Below are 13,935 nucleotides of genomic sequence, written 5' to 3' on the forward strand. Positions count from 1 at the left end.
ATGGATACTCTCGGTTATTTGGGTCAGGGCTTCGGCGTCGCGCTGAGTCCGTACAACCTGGTCACGGCCCTGACGGGCACGCTGATCGGCACCGTGGTCGGTTTGTTGCCGGGCCTGGGCCCGATCAATGGCGTGGCGTTGCTGATCCCGATTGCATTCGCCCTCGGGCTGCCGCCGGAATCGGCACTGATCCTGCTGGCGGCGGTTTATCTGGGTTGCGAATACGGCGGCCGGATCAGCTCGATCCTGCTGAACATTCCGGGCGAAGCCTCCACCGTGATGACCACCCTCGACGGTTACCCGATGGCCCGCAAAGGCCTGGCCGGTGTGGCGCTGTCGTTGTCGGCGTGGAGCTCGTTCATCGGCGCCTTCATCGCCACCTGCGGCATGGTGCTGTTCGCGCCGCTGCTGGCGAAATGGGCGATAGCCTTCGGGCCGGCAGAATACTTCGTGTTGATGGTGTTCGCGATTGTCTGCCTGGGCGGCATGGCCGGTGACCGACCGTTGAAAACCTTCATCGCGGCGTTGATCGGTCTGTTCCTGTCCAGCGTCGGCATCGACGCCAACAGCGGTGTTTATCGCTTCACCGGCGACAACATTCACCTGACTGACGGCATTCAGTTCGTGGTGCTGGTGCTGGGCCTGTTCTCGATCAGCGAAATCCTTCTGCTGTTGGAGAAAACCCATCGCGGCCAGGAAGCGGTGAAAGCTACCGGGCGGATGATGTTCAACTTCAAGGAAGCGGCGTCGGTGTTCGTGGTGAACATCCGTTGCGGCCTGCTCGGTTTCATCATGGGCGTGTTGCCGGGTGCCGGTGCGACCCTCGCCAGCGCCGTGGCCTACATGACCGAGAAACGCATCGCCGGTGCCAGCGGCAAGTTTGGTCAGGGCGACGCCCGCGGCCTCGCTGCGCCGGAAACCGCCATCGGTGCCTCCGCTTGCGGCGCGCTGGTGCCGATGCTGACCCTCGGCGTTCCGGGTTCGGGCACCACGGCAGTGATGATCGGCGCTCTGTCGCTGTACAACATCACCCCGGGCCCGCTGCTGTTCCAGCAACAGCCGGACATCGTCTGGGGCCTGATCGCCTCGCTGTTCATCGCCAACATCATGCTGGTGATCCTGAACATCCCGATGATCCGCATCTTCACCCGCATCCTCGCCGTGCCGAACTGGGCACTGGTGCCGGTGATCGCGATCATTACCGGGATCGGCGTCTACGCCGTGCACGCGACCACGTTCGACCTGTTCCTGATGGTCGGCATCGGTATCTTCGGCTACATCCTGCGCAAACTGGATTTCCCGCTGTCGCCAGTCCTGCTGGGCTTCATCCTCGGCGGCCTGATGGAGCAGAACCTGCGCCGGGCGCTGTCGATTTCCAACGGTGCGCTGGACATCCTCTGGTCGAGCCCGATCACCTTCGGTGTCTGGGTGCTGACCGCGCTGATGCTGGCGTTCCCGCTGCTGCGCATCTGGCGCCGTCGCTCCGCTGCCCGGAACGCGATTGCCGATGTTTGATCGCTCTTCGTTGAAACAATGGTGGGGAACACCGCTGGTCGGTCTGCTTGGTGGCTATGTCGCCAGCCAGATCGGCTGGCCGCTGCCGTGGATGGTCGGCTCGTTGCTGGCGATCATCCTGGTGCGCTGCCTGACCCCATGGCAATTGGCTGAAATCCCTGGCGGCCGCAAGTGCGGCCAGTGGATCGTCGGGATCGGCATCGGCCTGCACTTCACCCCACTGGTGATGGAGCAGGTGCTCAGCCACTTCGGCCTGATCTTCTTCGGCGCGCTGGTCACCAGCCTGTCGGCGGTGGTCGGCGTGTGGCTGATGCGCCGCACCGGTGAGGATCGCGCCACAGCGTTTTTCTCCAGCATGCCCGGCGGCTCCGGCGAGATGGTCAACCTCGGCGCCCGCAACGGCGCGATGCTCAGCCACGTCGCGGCCGGGCAGAGTCTGCGGGTGTTGGTGGTGGTGTTGTGTGTTCCGGCGGCGTTCAAGTATCTGCTGGGTGACGGCACACCGATTTCACACGCTGGCAGCGTCGACTGGCGCTGGCTGGCGATTCTTTTTCCGGCGGGCGGCCTGCTCGCCTGGCTCTGGCAACGTCTGCGTCAACCCAACCCTTGGCTGTTCGGCCCTCTGCTGGTCAGCGCGGCAGTGAGCATCGGCTGGGATCTGCACATCGGCCTGCCCAATGGCGGCAGTCAGATCGGCCAGTGGCTGATCGGCAGTGGTCTGGGTTGTCACTTCAATCGCCAGTTCTTCCGCCGCGCGCCATCGTTCATGGGACGCACGTTGATCGGAACGGCGCTGACCATGTTGATCGCGACCCTGGCGGCGTTGGGACTGAGTGCAATGACCCATCTGGATCTGCGATCGCTGACCCTGGGCATGATGCCCGGCGGGATCGCCGAGATGAGCCTGACCGCGGAAACCCTGCAATTGTCGGTGCCGCTGGTGACGGCGATGCAGGTGATGCGGTTGTTGTTCGTGCTGTTTCTGGCGGAACCGTTGTTCAAATACTGGAACCGCCAGCCCTGAGCATCAGACCACCGACGGCAGGCGCCACTCGATCGGCGCTTCGCCGTTCTGCTCGAGGAATTTGTTGGTACGGCTGAAGTGCCCGCAACCGAGAAAGCCGCGATAGGCCGACAGCGGTGACGGATGCACCGAGGTCAGCACCAGATGCTTGGTGGCGTCGATCAGCTTTTGTTTGCTCTGCGCATGCGCGCCCCAGAGCATGAACACCAGATGCGGTTGCTGCTGGCTGACCACCTCAATGATCCGGTCCGTAAAAAACTGCCAGCCCTTGTCCTTGTGCGCATTGGCGTTGGCGCGTTCGACGGTCATGGTGGTGTTGAGCATCAACACGCCCTGATCCGCCCAGCTCTGCAGATAGCCGTGGTTGGGGATGTCGATGTTCAGGTCGCGCTTCAGCTCTTTATAGATGTTGACCAGCGACGGCGGCGCCGGCACGCCCGGTTGCACCGAGAAGCACAAGCCGTGGGCCTGGCCCGGGCCGTGGTAAGGGTCCTGGCCGAGGATGACCACTTTTACCTTGTCCAGCGGCGTCGAATTCAGCGCATTGAAGATCATCGGGCCCGGCGGATAGATTTCCTTGCCGGCCGCCCGCTCCTGCTGCAGAAAAGTGCGCAACTCTGCCATGTAGGGCTGGTCGAATTCGGCACGCAGTGCCTCCTTCCAGCTCGGTTCGAGTTTGATACGGTCGTCAGCAGTCATGGTCATACCCGGCAAAAACAATGGGGCGAACCCTAGGAAAGCCGACCACGCTTGTCAATTGATCTGACGCAGATCCGGCACTTTCCCACACAGCGATCATACTGATCGTTCAAATTCCCGATCGAGGTCACGATGAATCTGCACTTCGAAGAACTCACCGGCACCGACGGCGCGCGCATCGGCGTGGCCACGCTGGATGCCGAAAAGTCGCTCAATGCGCTGTCCCTGCCGATGATCCACGCCCTGAGTGACAAACTGAACGCCTGGGCCAAGGATCCGCAAATCGTCTGCGTGCTGCTGCGCGGCAACGGCGCCAAGGCCTTCTGCGCCGGCGGCGAAGTGCGCAGCCTGGTGGAAGCCTGTCGCGCCCATCCCGGCGAAGTGCCGCCGCTGGCCGCACAGTTTTTCAACGCTGAATACCGTCTGGACTACAGCCTGCATACTTACCCGAAACCGTTGATCTGCTGGGGCCATGGCTATGTGCTCGGCGGCGGCATGGGCCTGCTGCAAGGCGCGAGCATCAGGATCGTCACGCCGAGCAGTCGTCTGGCGATGCCGGAAATCAGCATCGGCCTGTACCCGGATGTCGGCGCCAGTTGGTTCCTGTCTCGATTGCCGGGCAAGCTCGGTTTGTTCCTCGGCCTGACCGGCGCACATATGAACGGCCGCGATGCGATCGATCTGGACCTGGCCGACCGCTTCCTGCTCGACGAACAGCAGCAGGAACTGATCGACGGCTTGTTGCAGTTGAACTGGCAGGAACAGACCGCCATGCAGCTCAACAGCCTGCTCAAGGCGCTTCAGCAGGAAGCCGTGGCGCAAATGCCTGAGGCGCAATGGCTGCCGCGTCGGCAGCAGATCGATGAATGGCTGGATGTCAGCGACGTGACCTGTGCCTGGAAAGCCATCAGCCTGCATCGAGACAGCAGCGACCTGTTGATTGCCCGTGCGGCGAAAACCATGAGTGAAGGCTCGCCACTGACGGCGCATCTGGTCTGGGAACAGATCATCCGCGCCCGCCACTTGTCGCTGGCCGAAGTCTTTCAGATGGAATACACCTTGAGCCTCAATTGCTGCCGACATCCGGAGTTCAGCGAAGGGGTTCGGGCGCGGCTGATCGACAAGGATCACAAACCGCACTGGCACTGGCCGGACATCGCCCGGGTGCCGGACGCGGTGGTCGAGGCGCACTTTCACAAGGTTTGGGAGGGGCGGCATCCGTTGGCGGATCTCTCCAGTTACTGAAATCCGGGCACAAAAAAAGCGGCGCTCAATGCGCCGCTTTTTTGCGGGGGGTTACCAGCGGTTGCCGTGCCGGTTGTAATCGCCGCGTCCACTGTGACGGTCGTAGTTGCCACGACCCCGGCGATCATCCCAACCACCGCGACGGTGGTCATCCCAGCGTCCGCGATCATGACCGTGCCAGCGACGGTTCTCGTAGTAGCGCGGGGCCGGTTGGTAGTAACGAGGCGCCGAGTAGTAGCGTGGAGCCGGTTGGTAATAACGTGGTGCTGGCTGGTAGTAGCGCGGCGCCGAATAATACGTGCCGCCGGTGTAATAAGTGCCACCGCTGTAATACGAAGGTGCCTGCGATGTGTAGACCTCTGAGCTGTAGTAGCCATCTCCGTAGGAATAAGGGACGCATCCGCCAAGGGAAAAAAGCATCACGGTAAACAGAAGAATTCGGCGATACATGGCGGCCTCCTGGACCGCGGGTAGCCACACCAGCGACGCTGGCAGGCGTCAGTCTTTCATTCGGCGACTGACGAAATATCTGACAGCGTTTTCGGCATCCGGTGCGTTTCTGCAACAACTTGAAACAAGTGATTGATGAAACCTTGTTCATCCAGAAACGCCGTCATTCAGCCGCTGATTAGTGGTGCCCACCGTGGTATCCGCCGCCGTGATAACCCCGTCCGTAACCGCCGCGATAGCCATGGCCGCCGTAGTAATAGCGGGCACCGCCGTAGTAGCGCGGACCGTAATAACCACCGTAGTAATAGGGCGAGTAGTAACCGGGATAGTAATAGGGCGAGGAGTAAACATCGTAGCCGCCGGCGTAGTAATAACAACCGGACAGCCCAAACCCGAGCACTGCTCCCAGCAGCACCCGACGCAGCAATTCTGAAATACGCATGACGGCCTCCTGAAAGACCTGCGACAGCAGTCGGCACAGACCGGCTGACAAGAGATTTGACTGGCTAACCCCTACCGAGTGCCAACTTCCATCACCCTTCGGATCAGCGGCGCAACAGGCTGCTCATTTCAGGCAAATATGCCGCAACCTTTTCCTCGTCACTGCCACTAGAATGCTGCCATCGGGCCACCGTCGACGGAACTGCCAATGCCGCTCAGATCTGCGTTTTACTCCCAACGTTCGCTGGTATTGACTCTGGTCGCCCTCCTCGGCGCAGGTTTTCTCGCCACCTCGCTGCTCAGCTACTACGCCTCGCGGGCATCGATCCGCGACAACATCGTCAACACCGAACTGCCGCTGACGTCCGACACGGTGTACTCGGAAATCCAGAAAGACCTCGTCAGACCGATCCTGATTTCCTCGATGATGTCCCGCGACACCTTCATGCGCGACTGGGTGGTGAACGGCGAAAAAGACAGCGACCAGATGACCCGCTACCTCGACGAGGTCATGACCCACTACGGCGCGTACACCGCGTTCTTCATTTCCAACAGCACCCACACCTACTACCACGCCAAGGGCGTGCTCAAGCAGGTGAAGATCGACGAGCCGCGCGACGCCTGGTACTTCCGCGTGCGCGACATGAAGGATCCGTACGAGATCAACGTCGACCCGGACCTGGCCAACAAAGACAACATGACCTTCTTCATCAACTACAAGGTCTACGACTACAACGATCGCTTCATCGGCGCCGCCGGCGTAGGGTTGACAGTGGACGCGGTGATCAAGCTGATCGACAAGTACCAGCAGCGTTATCAACGCAGCGTTTACTTCGTCGACACCTTCGGCCGACTGGTCTTGACCGGCGCCGAGGGCGGGCCGGAAGGGGCGCCAGTCGGGAAAAGCCTGAACGACCTCGACAGCATGAAAAGCCTGGTCAGCCAGTTGCCCAAACCCCACAGCGGCAGCTACGAATATTCCGCCCACGGTCAGGGACATTTCCTCAACGTGCGGTTCATTCCTGAGTTGAACTGGTACCTGTTCGTCGATAAACGCGAAGACGGCGCACTCAGCGAAATCCGCCAGTCGCTGTACCTCAATCTGCTGATCTGCCTGCTGGTAACGCTGATCGTGCTGGCCCTGGTCAACCGGTTGATCCGCCGATATCAGGAAAAGATCCACGCCCAGGCCACCCTCGACAGCCTCACCGAACTGCCCAACCGCCGTGGCTTCGACCTGCTCGCCGTGCAAGCGCTACACGAAGCCCATCGCGAGCCAAAACCGCTGACCGCGCTGCTGCTGGATCTGGATCACTTCAAGGTCTTGAATGACACCTACGGACACATGGCCGGCGATCAGGTGCTGATCGGGTTCGCCCGGGATCTGCAAAGCTGCCTGCGGCATTCCGACATCGTCTGCCGCTGGGGCGGTGAGGAATTTATCGTTCTGCTGAAGGACACCGACGGCGAGACCGGTCAGAAGATTGCCGAGAAGATCCGCCAGCACGTCGAACAGCATGAATATGCCTACAACGGTCACACCCTGAATCTGACGGTCAGCATCGGCGCCACCACCCTGCAACGGGATGACACCTTGCACAGCCTGCTGTCCCGGGCCGATCATGCGATGTACCGGGCCAAACAGACCGGCCGCAACCGCACCTGCGTGGAAATGCCTCACTCGACCTATGCCTGACACTCATGAACAAACCTGACCTCTGCCCGGCCTGCGGCGCCCGCAACGACTGCACCCTGGCCGACCCGCGCACCGCCGACCGTGCCTGCTGGTGCTACGGCGTTTCCATCGATCCGGCAGTGCTCGAAGCCCTGCCGCCGGAACTGCGCGACAAGTCCTGCCTGTGCCCGCGTTGCGCCCAGGTCGAGGCGCAACTGCAAGCGGCCAAGCCGTCGATCCCGTAAGATGCGCGCCCCGCTTCCTGCCGATTCCTGATCATGCGCGTCGACCGTTTCCTCAGTAACCTGCCCCGCTACAACCGCAAGCAGGTTCGCCTGTTGCTGGTAGAAAAGCGCGTGCGCATCGACGGAAAAGTCGTCAGCGACCCTCACAGCGAAGTTCTGGAATTCAGCCGCGTCGAAGTCGACGACGAAGTGCTGCAAAGCGGCAAACCGGCGCGCTACTTCATGCTGTACAAACCGCAGGGCTGCGTCAGCGCCACCCGCGACCCCGAGCATCCGACCGTGCTCGACCTGATCCACGAGCCGGACAAGGACGACCTGCACATTGCCGGGCGTCTGGACCTCAACACCACCGGGCTGATGCTGATCACCAACGATGGCACCTGGTCGCGGCGCCTGACCCAGCCGCAGACCAAACTGCCGAAGGTCTATTACGTCGAGACCGAACAGGAGATCGGCCCGGAATATGCGATCAAGTTCGCCGAGGGGATCTACTTCGCCTTCGAGGACCTGACCACCCAACCGGCGCAGCTGGAAGTGCTCGGCCCGCGAACAGCGCGGCTGAGCATCGTCGAGGGTCGCTACCATCAGGTAAAGCGCATGTTTGGTCACTTCAACAACAAAGTGCTGCGTCTGCACCGCGAATCCATGGGGCCGCTGGCGCTGGATCACGCGCTAAAACCGGGCGAGTACCGCGCCTTGCGCACCGAAGAGATTCATTTGTTCTAAGCAGCCGACCGCTCAGCAGAAGTTGTCGAACAATTTACCAACGGCACTTGCGCGATCCGGATCCCCCTGCTTGAATCAGGACGTCGGCCAAATTGTGACCGATGAGTCACACATAACTTCTAAGAAACTTTTTGTCGGTAGAGAGCCTCAAGGCTCCGCCTCAGCCGGCAGATTGCCCGCCAATAACAATACCCGTCGACCAGCTGTACCGGATCGACATGGGCTCCAAAATTCCAGGCGTATGCCTACCTGTCACAAAGCTCGTGCAATCTCTATTTGCGCGCATACCCGCTTGCTTGCCAGGAGTCTTATGACATGAGGCCAGAAATCGCTGTGCTGGATATACAGGGTCAGTATCGGGTTTACACGGAGTTCTATCGCGCAGACGCCGCAGAAAAGACCATCATCCTGGTCAACGGCTCGATGGCCACGACTGCGTCGTTTGCACAAACCGTGAAAAATCTGCACCCGCAATTCAACGTGGTCTGCTACGACCAGCCCTACGCGGGCAAGTCGAAAGTCCACAACCGCCACGAGAAACATCTGACGAAAGAAGTCGAAGGACTGATCCTGCTGGAGCTGATCGACCACTTCGCGGCCGAACATGTGCTGTCGTTTTCCTGGGGTGGCGCCGCGACCATGGTCGCCCTCGCCCATCAACCTCGGCGCATCGAAAAAGCCGTGATCAGTTCGTTCTCTCCGGTGATCAACGCGCACATGCTTGATTACCTCGAACGCGGCGTCGAATGCCTCGGCCAACGTGACGGCGACCGGGTCGGCCACCTCGTCAACAACACCATCGGCAAACACCTGCCGTCGCTGTTCAAGCGCTTCAACTATCGCCACGTCAGCAGCCTGGCCGAGCACGAATACGGGCAGATGCATTTCCACATCAGTGACGTGCTGCACAGCGACCGTCAGTGCTATCTGAACGCGGCGAAGAAAATCAACGTGCCGGTGCTGTTCATGAACGGCGAATGGGACGAATACACCGCCGCCGAAGATGCGCGCCTGTTCGGCAGCCACGTGGCGCAGAGCACCTTCACCACCCTGCAGGCCACCGGGCACTTCCTCGACATGGAACACAAATCCGCCTGCCGGGACAGCCAGAACGCCCTGCTCGGTTTCCTGAAACCGGCGCAACAGGCCAGCCGAACGCGTTACCAGCTCGTCCAGGATCACCATGCATTGGCCATTTGAAACAGTGTCGTCGCGAGCAAGCCTGCAGGGCTGAGATTCAGCCATCCTCCAGCCTGCAGCGCTTGCCCGCGATTGACCGATCTGGCTCTGATTCAGGCTTTTCCACTCGCCACACGCAAAGAAAACTTCAAATCCGTGGCCGAGTCTGGTACAAAGTCAGCCGCTCTGAGCGGGTGTCGTATAATGGCATTACTCCAGCTTCCCAAGCTGATAACGAGGGTTCGATTCCCTTCACCCGCTCCAATCGAATTTATGTCTTGCGTCGTGGTTTGACGGGGGATGCGGAAACAGAAAAAACCGGCCTTGATGGCCGGTTTTTTTGTGTCTGGGATTTGAGTTTTCCTTGGCAAGTCCAAAGATCGTTACCGTCGAAACAACCCTGCCCCTACTGTTCCTTGGTGATCAGCTTATCGCTGCAAATTCCCCATACGTATGATCCTTCTCCCACGGCGAAGTCAGGATTAAACCCTCATAAGCAACGCTCCGTATTCAGGCCAAAGAACCTGGTAACCAACCGGCACAGGGATCGACCATGAACAACACAGCTATTCCCGAGGGCTTCACTCCGCTGACCCGCAGCAGTCCGTTGCTCGACTTGCTTGGCCCGATCTATACCAGAGGAAGTGGCTTGCAACTTGAAATCGGTCTGCGGACAGACTCACGACATGCCAATGGACGGGGCACGTTGCATGGCGGTGTATTGGCGACTTTGGCGGATGTCGGCATGGGTTACGCCATGGCATTCTCCAGCGAACCTCCCCTGCCATTGATCACGGCGAGTATGACCCTGGACTATCTGAGCGCGGTGCAGATCAATGAGTGGCTCGAGGTACGCGTTGAGCACTCCAAAAAAGGACGGCAGCTGGCGTTTGCCACTGTCGGGTTGCATGTCGGTGATCGAATGGTTGCCCGTGCCAGTGCAGTGTTCGCGGTGCCGCAGTAGTCCCCCAGACGAATCCAAGCGGGTCTTGATGACCGGTTTTTTGTGCCCGTTTCATTTCGCAGCAACGGCCTGCAATACACTCCCCATCCCGCTGAAGTATCCCCACCTAGACTCCTTCGTGAACACCAGTCTCATCAAAGGACGATGACCGCTCGGTGGTTATAGTGTTGATCGTAAAAAAATCGTGGGTATAGTACCCACCAAGCACACCACAAGGAGGTGTTGTGAATAGCCGTTTTCTAATTGGCCAGCTCGTCGCAGACGGTTGGTATCTGGTGCGGGTCAGGGGCAGTCATCATCACTTCAAGCATCCGACCAAACCTGGTTTGGTCACAGTGCCTCACCCGAAGAAGGATCTGCTCAAGAAAACGGCCATCAGTATTTTGCAGCAGGCGCTGCTTTGACCCGTCAGGTCAATTGCGCCGTGGAGGACGACACATGCTTTACCCGATCGCGATTTCAGTGGGTGATGAAGGACATGCTTGGGGAGTGGAGGTGCCGGATATTCCAGGCTGCTTCTCCGCTGGAGATGATCTGGATGACGCAATGGCGATGGCCCGCGAAGCCATTGAAGGCCATTTCGAGATTCTGGCCGAAGACGGCTCGCCTATCCCGCCAGCCAACAAGGTCACACTGCATGCCGCCAATCCAAAATACGCTGGCTGCACATGGGCGGTGGTGGATATCGATGTGACCAAATACCTGGGCAAAGCTCAGAAACTCAACATCACATTGCCGGGCTACCTGCTCAATCGAATCGATGAGTACGTGTTGCACCATCCGGAAGAGAAAAGCCGCTCCGGATTCCTGGCCTCGGCGGCGCTCAAGGTTTTGCAGCAACGTTGAAGCGGATAAAAACCGGTCTTGAAGACCGGTTTTTTCTTGCCCGCTGAAACGTCGCATCGGCGTAGTTACTCTTCGATTCAGCGACGCCGGGATTTAAGACAGCCTCACAATTGCTTGTTTCTACATAAATCTACCGACGTATAACGGGTGTCCCTATATGCCGTTAGTTTTCACTATATTTTGCTCTTATCCGGCTCAGCCTTTCACCTCAACATGATCCAGCGCCTGATTCACCGCCAATTCCCCCAGCATCACCAGTTGCGCAATGCCTATCGCGGTTCTGCGGTGGGTGGGGTCGAGGGTGGCGGCGAAGTTGTTGAGCATTTCGCTGGCAGAGCCCAGTGACTCGCTGGCGTTTGCCAGCAGGGATTCGGTGTCGTAGGCCGGGTTGGCGAAGTACATCGGGTCGGGTTGGTTGTTTGTGCCCATGACATGGGCGCCGGGGCAGAGGTAGTGATCGAGGGCGCGGTTGGCGGCGTCGTTGAGTTTTCTGGAGTCGACTGAGGTGTAGGGGGATGTTGGGTCGGTTTCGACTTCGGGGGGATTCGGTGTTGGCTTGAACATGATTTCATCTCTCCAAAAACAGGTTGGAGCTGACCCATTCGGTTCCACGCGAAAGGAGGCAGCTGTACGCAGGTTGGAACCCGGGGAGAGACAACCCGGCAGACCCGAAGGTCTCCCGCGCACAGCCGCCATAACAGAGTGCACACATTCAAGGTGCGCAGCATACGTCATGAATAACGATTGTGCGTTCCAACTCTCCTCGGGGTTCCAATCCCGATCGCCGATTCATCAGCGACCCTCAAAGGCTAGAGCCCGCATTTCCGACGGACAACCTGAAAACCTTGTGGGAAGGTTCAGTAAACATGGCCAACGCTTTAAACATCCCGAATCGAAAAACCGCGTTTACAGATCCCCAACACTCCGCCGGTTCTCACACTCGCCACGACCCGCTAGCATTTCCCCATCGCCCACCACCCTCCCCCTGCGCGGCCATCGACGAATACGCGCCATCACGTTTCGAGGGATTCAAAACCGTGGCCTCCGAGCCACCCATATCAAATTCAAAAGAGCAGCAAACCCATGACCCAGAACATCTACGACGATCCCGAATTTTTCCAGGGCTACAGCCAGATGAACCGCTCCATCGGCGGCCTCGATGCCGCGCCGGAATGGCCTGCGCTGAAAGCCTTGTTGCCCTCCCTGCACGGTTTGCAGGTGGTGGATCTGGGCTGCGGCTACGGCTGGTTCTGCCGCTGGGCCAGCGAAAACGGCGCAGCCGAGGTGCTGGGGCTGGATGTCTCGGAGAAAATGCTCGAACGGGCGAAGGAAACCACCTCGGCCGCGAACATCCGCTACGAACGTGCCGACCTGGAACAGCTCGATTTGCCTGCGTGCACTTACGATCTGGCCTACAGCTTACTGGCGCTGCACTACATCAAGGATCTTTCGGGGCTGTTCGCCAAGCTGCACGCGGCGCTTAAACCCGGTGCGCATTTTGTGTTTTCCATCGAGCACCCGATCTTCATGGCGCCGCGCAATCCGGGCTGGCTGATCGACAGCGAGGGCAACAAACGCTGGCCGCTGGACAGTTATCAGATGGAAGGCGAGCGGGTGACCAACTGGCTGGCCGACGGGGTGATCAAGCAGCATCGTACGGTCGGCACGCTGCTAAACGCGTTGATCGGCGCCGGCTTCACGATTCAACACGTCAATGAATGGGGCCCGAGCGATGCAGACGTGGCCGCGCAACCGGCCCTCGCTGAAGAGCGTGAGCGGCCGATGATGATGCTGGTCGCCGTACAACGCTGACTCCAAAAGAAAGGGCCGATCAAATCGGCCCTTTTTCAATTCAACGTGTGGCGACAATGAACAACCGTGGAAACGGCAACAGCACCGAACCATCCGCCAGCGCCGGATACGCCTTCGCGACCTCCGCCAGATATTGCGCCAGATATTCCGCCCGCTCCGCTTCCGCCAACGGACTGAGGAACGGAATCAGACCGCTGCCCTTGAACCACTCGACAACACCCGAGGCGCCGCCCGCCAACTGATGGTGATACGTGGTGCGCCACACATCGACCCGCGCGCAATGCGGCCGCAGCATCGAGAAATAAGCACTGGCATCCGCCATCTCGGTCCGTTGCCCCGCCGCGCCCGCCAGTTTGCTGGCCCAAGGCCCGTTGGCCGCGACTTCGCGCATCAACCGATGGGACGGCTCGTTGAGGTTGTCCGGCATCTGAATCGCCAGACTGCCGCCCTGCGCCAACTTGCCTGCCAGCGCCGGCAGCAACGTCGCGTGATCCGGCACCCACTGCAAAACCGCGTTGGCGAAGATCACATCGAACGGCCCTTCATCGGCCCATTGATCGATGTCCGCCACCTCGAACTGCAACTGAGGCAGACGCTTACGCGCGGCATCGATCATGTCCGGCGAACTGTCGAGCCCCTGCACTTTCGCCCCCGGAAAACGCTCCACCAACAACTCGGTCGAGTTGCCGGGGCCACATCCGATATCGACCACGGAACGCGCTTCGGGCGTGGGAATCGCCGCCAGCAAGTCGCGGGCCGGGCGGGTGCGTTCATCTTCGAAAGTGACGTATTGCTTGGCGGACCAGGTCATTGCGTTCTCCTGTCGGGGGCATTCCAGCGGTTCGTTACGATACAGGCTGCGTGGCCCTCAGCTCCAGATCGACAAATGGCAAACGGTGTTCGACGTATCGATGGTTATCGCCAAATCGCAGGGGCTTATCACCCAATTGACCGTCCGTCGAACCGGTTAAGCGCAATTTTGACAGCCTGTAATACCTGCCTATAGTCAATTTGCGGCAGTCGGAAGGAACCCGGCCTATCAGTCGTCCTGCAGGGAGCAGGTCCGCTCATCTCTCGTGAACGGTGGGTTCCGTCAGTAGTGTGTTCGCAACGG

General features: G+C 59.7%; 16 protein-coding genes and 1 tRNA gene. 12 read left to right on the forward strand and 5 right to left on the reverse strand.

The window, feature by feature from the left end:
• Together AC1RT4_RS11785 and AC1RT4_RS11790 are read left to right on the forward strand one after the other, a co-directional pair.
• A complete protein-coding gene (locus AC1RT4_RS11785) occupies positions 1-1,515 on the forward strand; it encodes a tripartite tricarboxylate transporter permease (protein ID WP_007957974.1) in 1,515 nt (504 codons plus the stop codon).
• The gene (locus AC1RT4_RS11790) at positions 1,508-2,539 is read left to right on the forward strand and encodes an AbrB family transcriptional regulator (protein ID WP_493085440.1); all 1,032 of its coding nucleotides are present in this window, start codon (positions 1,508-1,510) and stop codon (positions 2,537-2,539) included. Before AC1RT4_RS11785 ends, AC1RT4_RS11790 begins: the two co-directional genes overlap by 8 nt.
• A 3-nt stretch (positions 2,540-2,542) precedes the next feature.
• Here the strand turns inward: AC1RT4_RS11790 and ung are convergent, their stop codons facing one another.
• Positions 2,543-3,238, reverse strand: coding sequence for a uracil-DNA glycosylase (gene ung, locus AC1RT4_RS11795; protein ID WP_085605867.1), 696 nt, complete (start codon positions 3,236-3,238; stop codon positions 2,543-2,545).
• A gap of 132 nt (positions 3,239-3,370) precedes the next feature.
• Between ung and dspII the strand changes: the two genes are divergently transcribed.
• Entirely contained in the window at positions 3,371-4,483 is a 1,113-nt protein-coding gene (gene dspII, locus AC1RT4_RS11800; RefSeq protein WP_129972865.1) for an enoyl-CoA hydratase/isomerase DspII, read from the forward strand.
• A 51-nt stretch (positions 4,484-4,534) separates the two neighbouring features.
• Here dspII and AC1RT4_RS11805 read toward each other — a convergent pair whose 3' ends face one another.
• Both AC1RT4_RS11805 and AC1RT4_RS11810 read right to left on the reverse strand, forming a co-directional pair.
• Positions 4,535-4,933, reverse strand: coding sequence for a hypothetical protein (locus tag AC1RT4_RS11805; protein ID WP_493085441.1), 399 nt, complete (start codon positions 4,931-4,933; stop codon positions 4,535-4,537).
• A 178-nt stretch (positions 4,934-5,111) separates the two neighbouring features.
• The gene (locus AC1RT4_RS11810) at positions 5,112-5,375 is read right to left on the reverse strand and encodes a hypothetical protein (RefSeq protein ID WP_493085442.1); all 264 of its coding nucleotides are present in this window, start codon (positions 5,373-5,375) and stop codon (positions 5,112-5,114) included.
• Positions 5,376-5,582: 207 nt separating this feature from the next.
• On the opposite strand from AC1RT4_RS11810, the gene AC1RT4_RS11815 reads away from it, so the two are divergent.
• The 8 genes from AC1RT4_RS11815 to AC1RT4_RS11850 all read left to right on the forward strand — a co-directional run bounded on the left by AC1RT4_RS11815 (position 5,583) and on the right by AC1RT4_RS11850 (position 11,009).
• Positions 5,583-7,070 (forward strand): sensor domain-containing diguanylate cyclase, encoded by a 1,488-nt coding sequence (locus AC1RT4_RS11815; RefSeq protein ID WP_007957956.1) that lies wholly within the window; start codon positions 5,583-5,585, stop codon positions 7,068-7,070.
• A 5-nt stretch (positions 7,071-7,075) separates the two neighbouring features.
• Positions 7,076-7,294, forward strand: a complete 219-nt coding sequence (locus AC1RT4_RS11820) for a cysteine-rich CWC family protein (RefSeq protein WP_085729984.1) — start codon at positions 7,076-7,078, stop codon at positions 7,292-7,294.
• A 33-nt stretch (positions 7,295-7,327) separates the two neighbouring features.
• Complete coding sequence (locus AC1RT4_RS11825) at positions 7,328-8,020, forward strand: pseudouridine synthase (RefSeq protein ID WP_493085443.1); 693 nt, start codon at positions 7,328-7,330, stop codon at positions 8,018-8,020.
• 315 nt (positions 8,021-8,335) lie between these two features.
• Positions 8,336-9,220, forward strand: a complete 885-nt coding sequence (locus tag AC1RT4_RS11830) for an alpha/beta fold hydrolase (RefSeq protein WP_207985299.1) — start codon at positions 8,336-8,338, stop codon at positions 9,218-9,220.
• A 169-nt stretch (positions 9,221-9,389) separates the two neighbouring features.
• A tRNA-Gly gene (locus tag AC1RT4_RS11835) sits at positions 9,390-9,463 on the forward strand.
• 289 nt (positions 9,464-9,752) lie between these two features.
• Positions 9,753-10,163, forward strand: coding sequence for a PaaI family thioesterase (locus tag AC1RT4_RS11840; protein WP_493085444.1), 411 nt, complete (start codon positions 9,753-9,755; stop codon positions 10,161-10,163).
• A 224-nt stretch (positions 10,164-10,387) separates the two neighbouring features.
• A complete protein-coding gene (locus tag AC1RT4_RS11845; protein ID WP_007957952.1) occupies positions 10,388-10,567 on the forward strand; it encodes a type II toxin-antitoxin system HicA family toxin in 180 nt (59 codons plus the stop codon).
• A gap of 34 nt (positions 10,568-10,601) precedes the next feature.
• Positions 10,602-11,009: a type II toxin-antitoxin system HicB family antitoxin gene (locus AC1RT4_RS11850; protein WP_007957951.1), complete on the forward strand. Its 408-nt coding sequence runs from the start codon at positions 10,602-10,604 to the stop codon at positions 11,007-11,009.
• A 195-nt stretch (positions 11,010-11,204) separates the two neighbouring features.
• Here AC1RT4_RS11850 and AC1RT4_RS11855 read toward each other — a convergent pair whose 3' ends face one another.
• Positions 11,205-11,573, reverse strand: a complete 369-nt coding sequence (locus tag AC1RT4_RS11855; protein ID WP_273902334.1) for a DUF6124 family protein — start codon at positions 11,571-11,573, stop codon at positions 11,205-11,207.
• Positions 11,574-12,092: 519 nt separating this feature from the next.
• Between AC1RT4_RS11855 and AC1RT4_RS11860 the strand changes: the two genes are divergently transcribed.
• Entirely contained in the window at positions 12,093-12,821 is a 729-nt protein-coding gene (locus tag AC1RT4_RS11860; protein ID WP_493085445.1) for a class I SAM-dependent methyltransferase, read from the forward strand.
• A 40-nt stretch (positions 12,822-12,861) separates the two neighbouring features.
• On the opposite strand, the gene tam is transcribed toward AC1RT4_RS11860, so the two are convergent.
• Positions 12,862-13,632 carry a trans-aconitate 2-methyltransferase gene (gene tam / locus AC1RT4_RS11865; protein ID WP_493085446.1) on the reverse strand — a complete coding sequence of 257 codons (771 nt, stop codon included), beginning with the start codon at positions 13,630-13,632 and terminating at the stop codon, positions 12,862-12,864.
• Between the last annotated feature and the right edge of the window lie 303 nt (positions 13,633-13,935).

Source organism: Pseudomonas sp. GW821-FHT11D10, assembly GCF_058808435.1.

Bases quoted from the DNA above. Each gene is read 5' to 3' on its own strand.
- AC1RT4_RS11785 (WP_007957974.1), top strand. From the start codon at position 1: ATGGATACTCTCGGTTATTTGGGTCAGGGCTTCGGCGTCGCGCTGAGT.
- AC1RT4_RS11790 (WP_493085440.1), top strand. From the start codon at position 1,508: ATGTTTGATCGCTCTTCGTTGAAACAATGGTGGGGAACACCGCTGGTC.
- ung (WP_085605867.1), bottom strand. From the start codon at position 3,238: ATGACTGCTGACGACCGTATCAAACTCGAACCGAGCTGGAAGGAGGCA.
- dspII (WP_129972865.1), top strand. From the start codon at position 3,371: ATGAATCTGCACTTCGAAGAACTCACCGGCACCGACGGCGCGCGCATC.
- AC1RT4_RS11805 (WP_493085441.1), bottom strand. From the start codon at position 4,933: ATGTATCGCCGAATTCTTCTGTTTACCGTGATGCTTTTTTCCCTTGGC.
- AC1RT4_RS11810 (WP_493085442.1), bottom strand. From the start codon at position 5,375: ATGCGTATTTCAGAATTGCTGCGTCGGGTGCTGCTGGGAGCAGTGCTC.
- AC1RT4_RS11815 (WP_007957956.1), top strand. From the start codon at position 5,583: ATGCCGCTCAGATCTGCGTTTTACTCCCAACGTTCGCTGGTATTGACT.
- AC1RT4_RS11820 (WP_085729984.1), top strand. From the start codon at position 7,076: ATGAACAAACCTGACCTCTGCCCGGCCTGCGGCGCCCGCAACGACTGC.
- AC1RT4_RS11825 (WP_493085443.1), top strand. From the start codon at position 7,328: ATGCGCGTCGACCGTTTCCTCAGTAACCTGCCCCGCTACAACCGCAAG.
- AC1RT4_RS11830 (WP_207985299.1), top strand. From the start codon at position 8,336: ATGAGGCCAGAAATCGCTGTGCTGGATATACAGGGTCAGTATCGGGTT.
- AC1RT4_RS11840 (WP_493085444.1), top strand. From the start codon at position 9,753: ATGAACAACACAGCTATTCCCGAGGGCTTCACTCCGCTGACCCGCAGC.
- AC1RT4_RS11850 (WP_007957951.1), top strand. From the start codon at position 10,602: ATGCTTTACCCGATCGCGATTTCAGTGGGTGATGAAGGACATGCTTGG.
- AC1RT4_RS11855 (WP_273902334.1), bottom strand. From the start codon at position 11,573: ATGTTCAAGCCAACACCGAATCCCCCCGAAGTCGAAACCGACCCAACA.
- AC1RT4_RS11860 (WP_493085445.1), top strand. From the start codon at position 12,093: ATGACCCAGAACATCTACGACGATCCCGAATTTTTCCAGGGCTACAGC.
- tam (WP_493085446.1), bottom strand. From the start codon at position 13,632: ATGACCTGGTCCGCCAAGCAATACGTCACTTTCGAAGATGAACGCACC.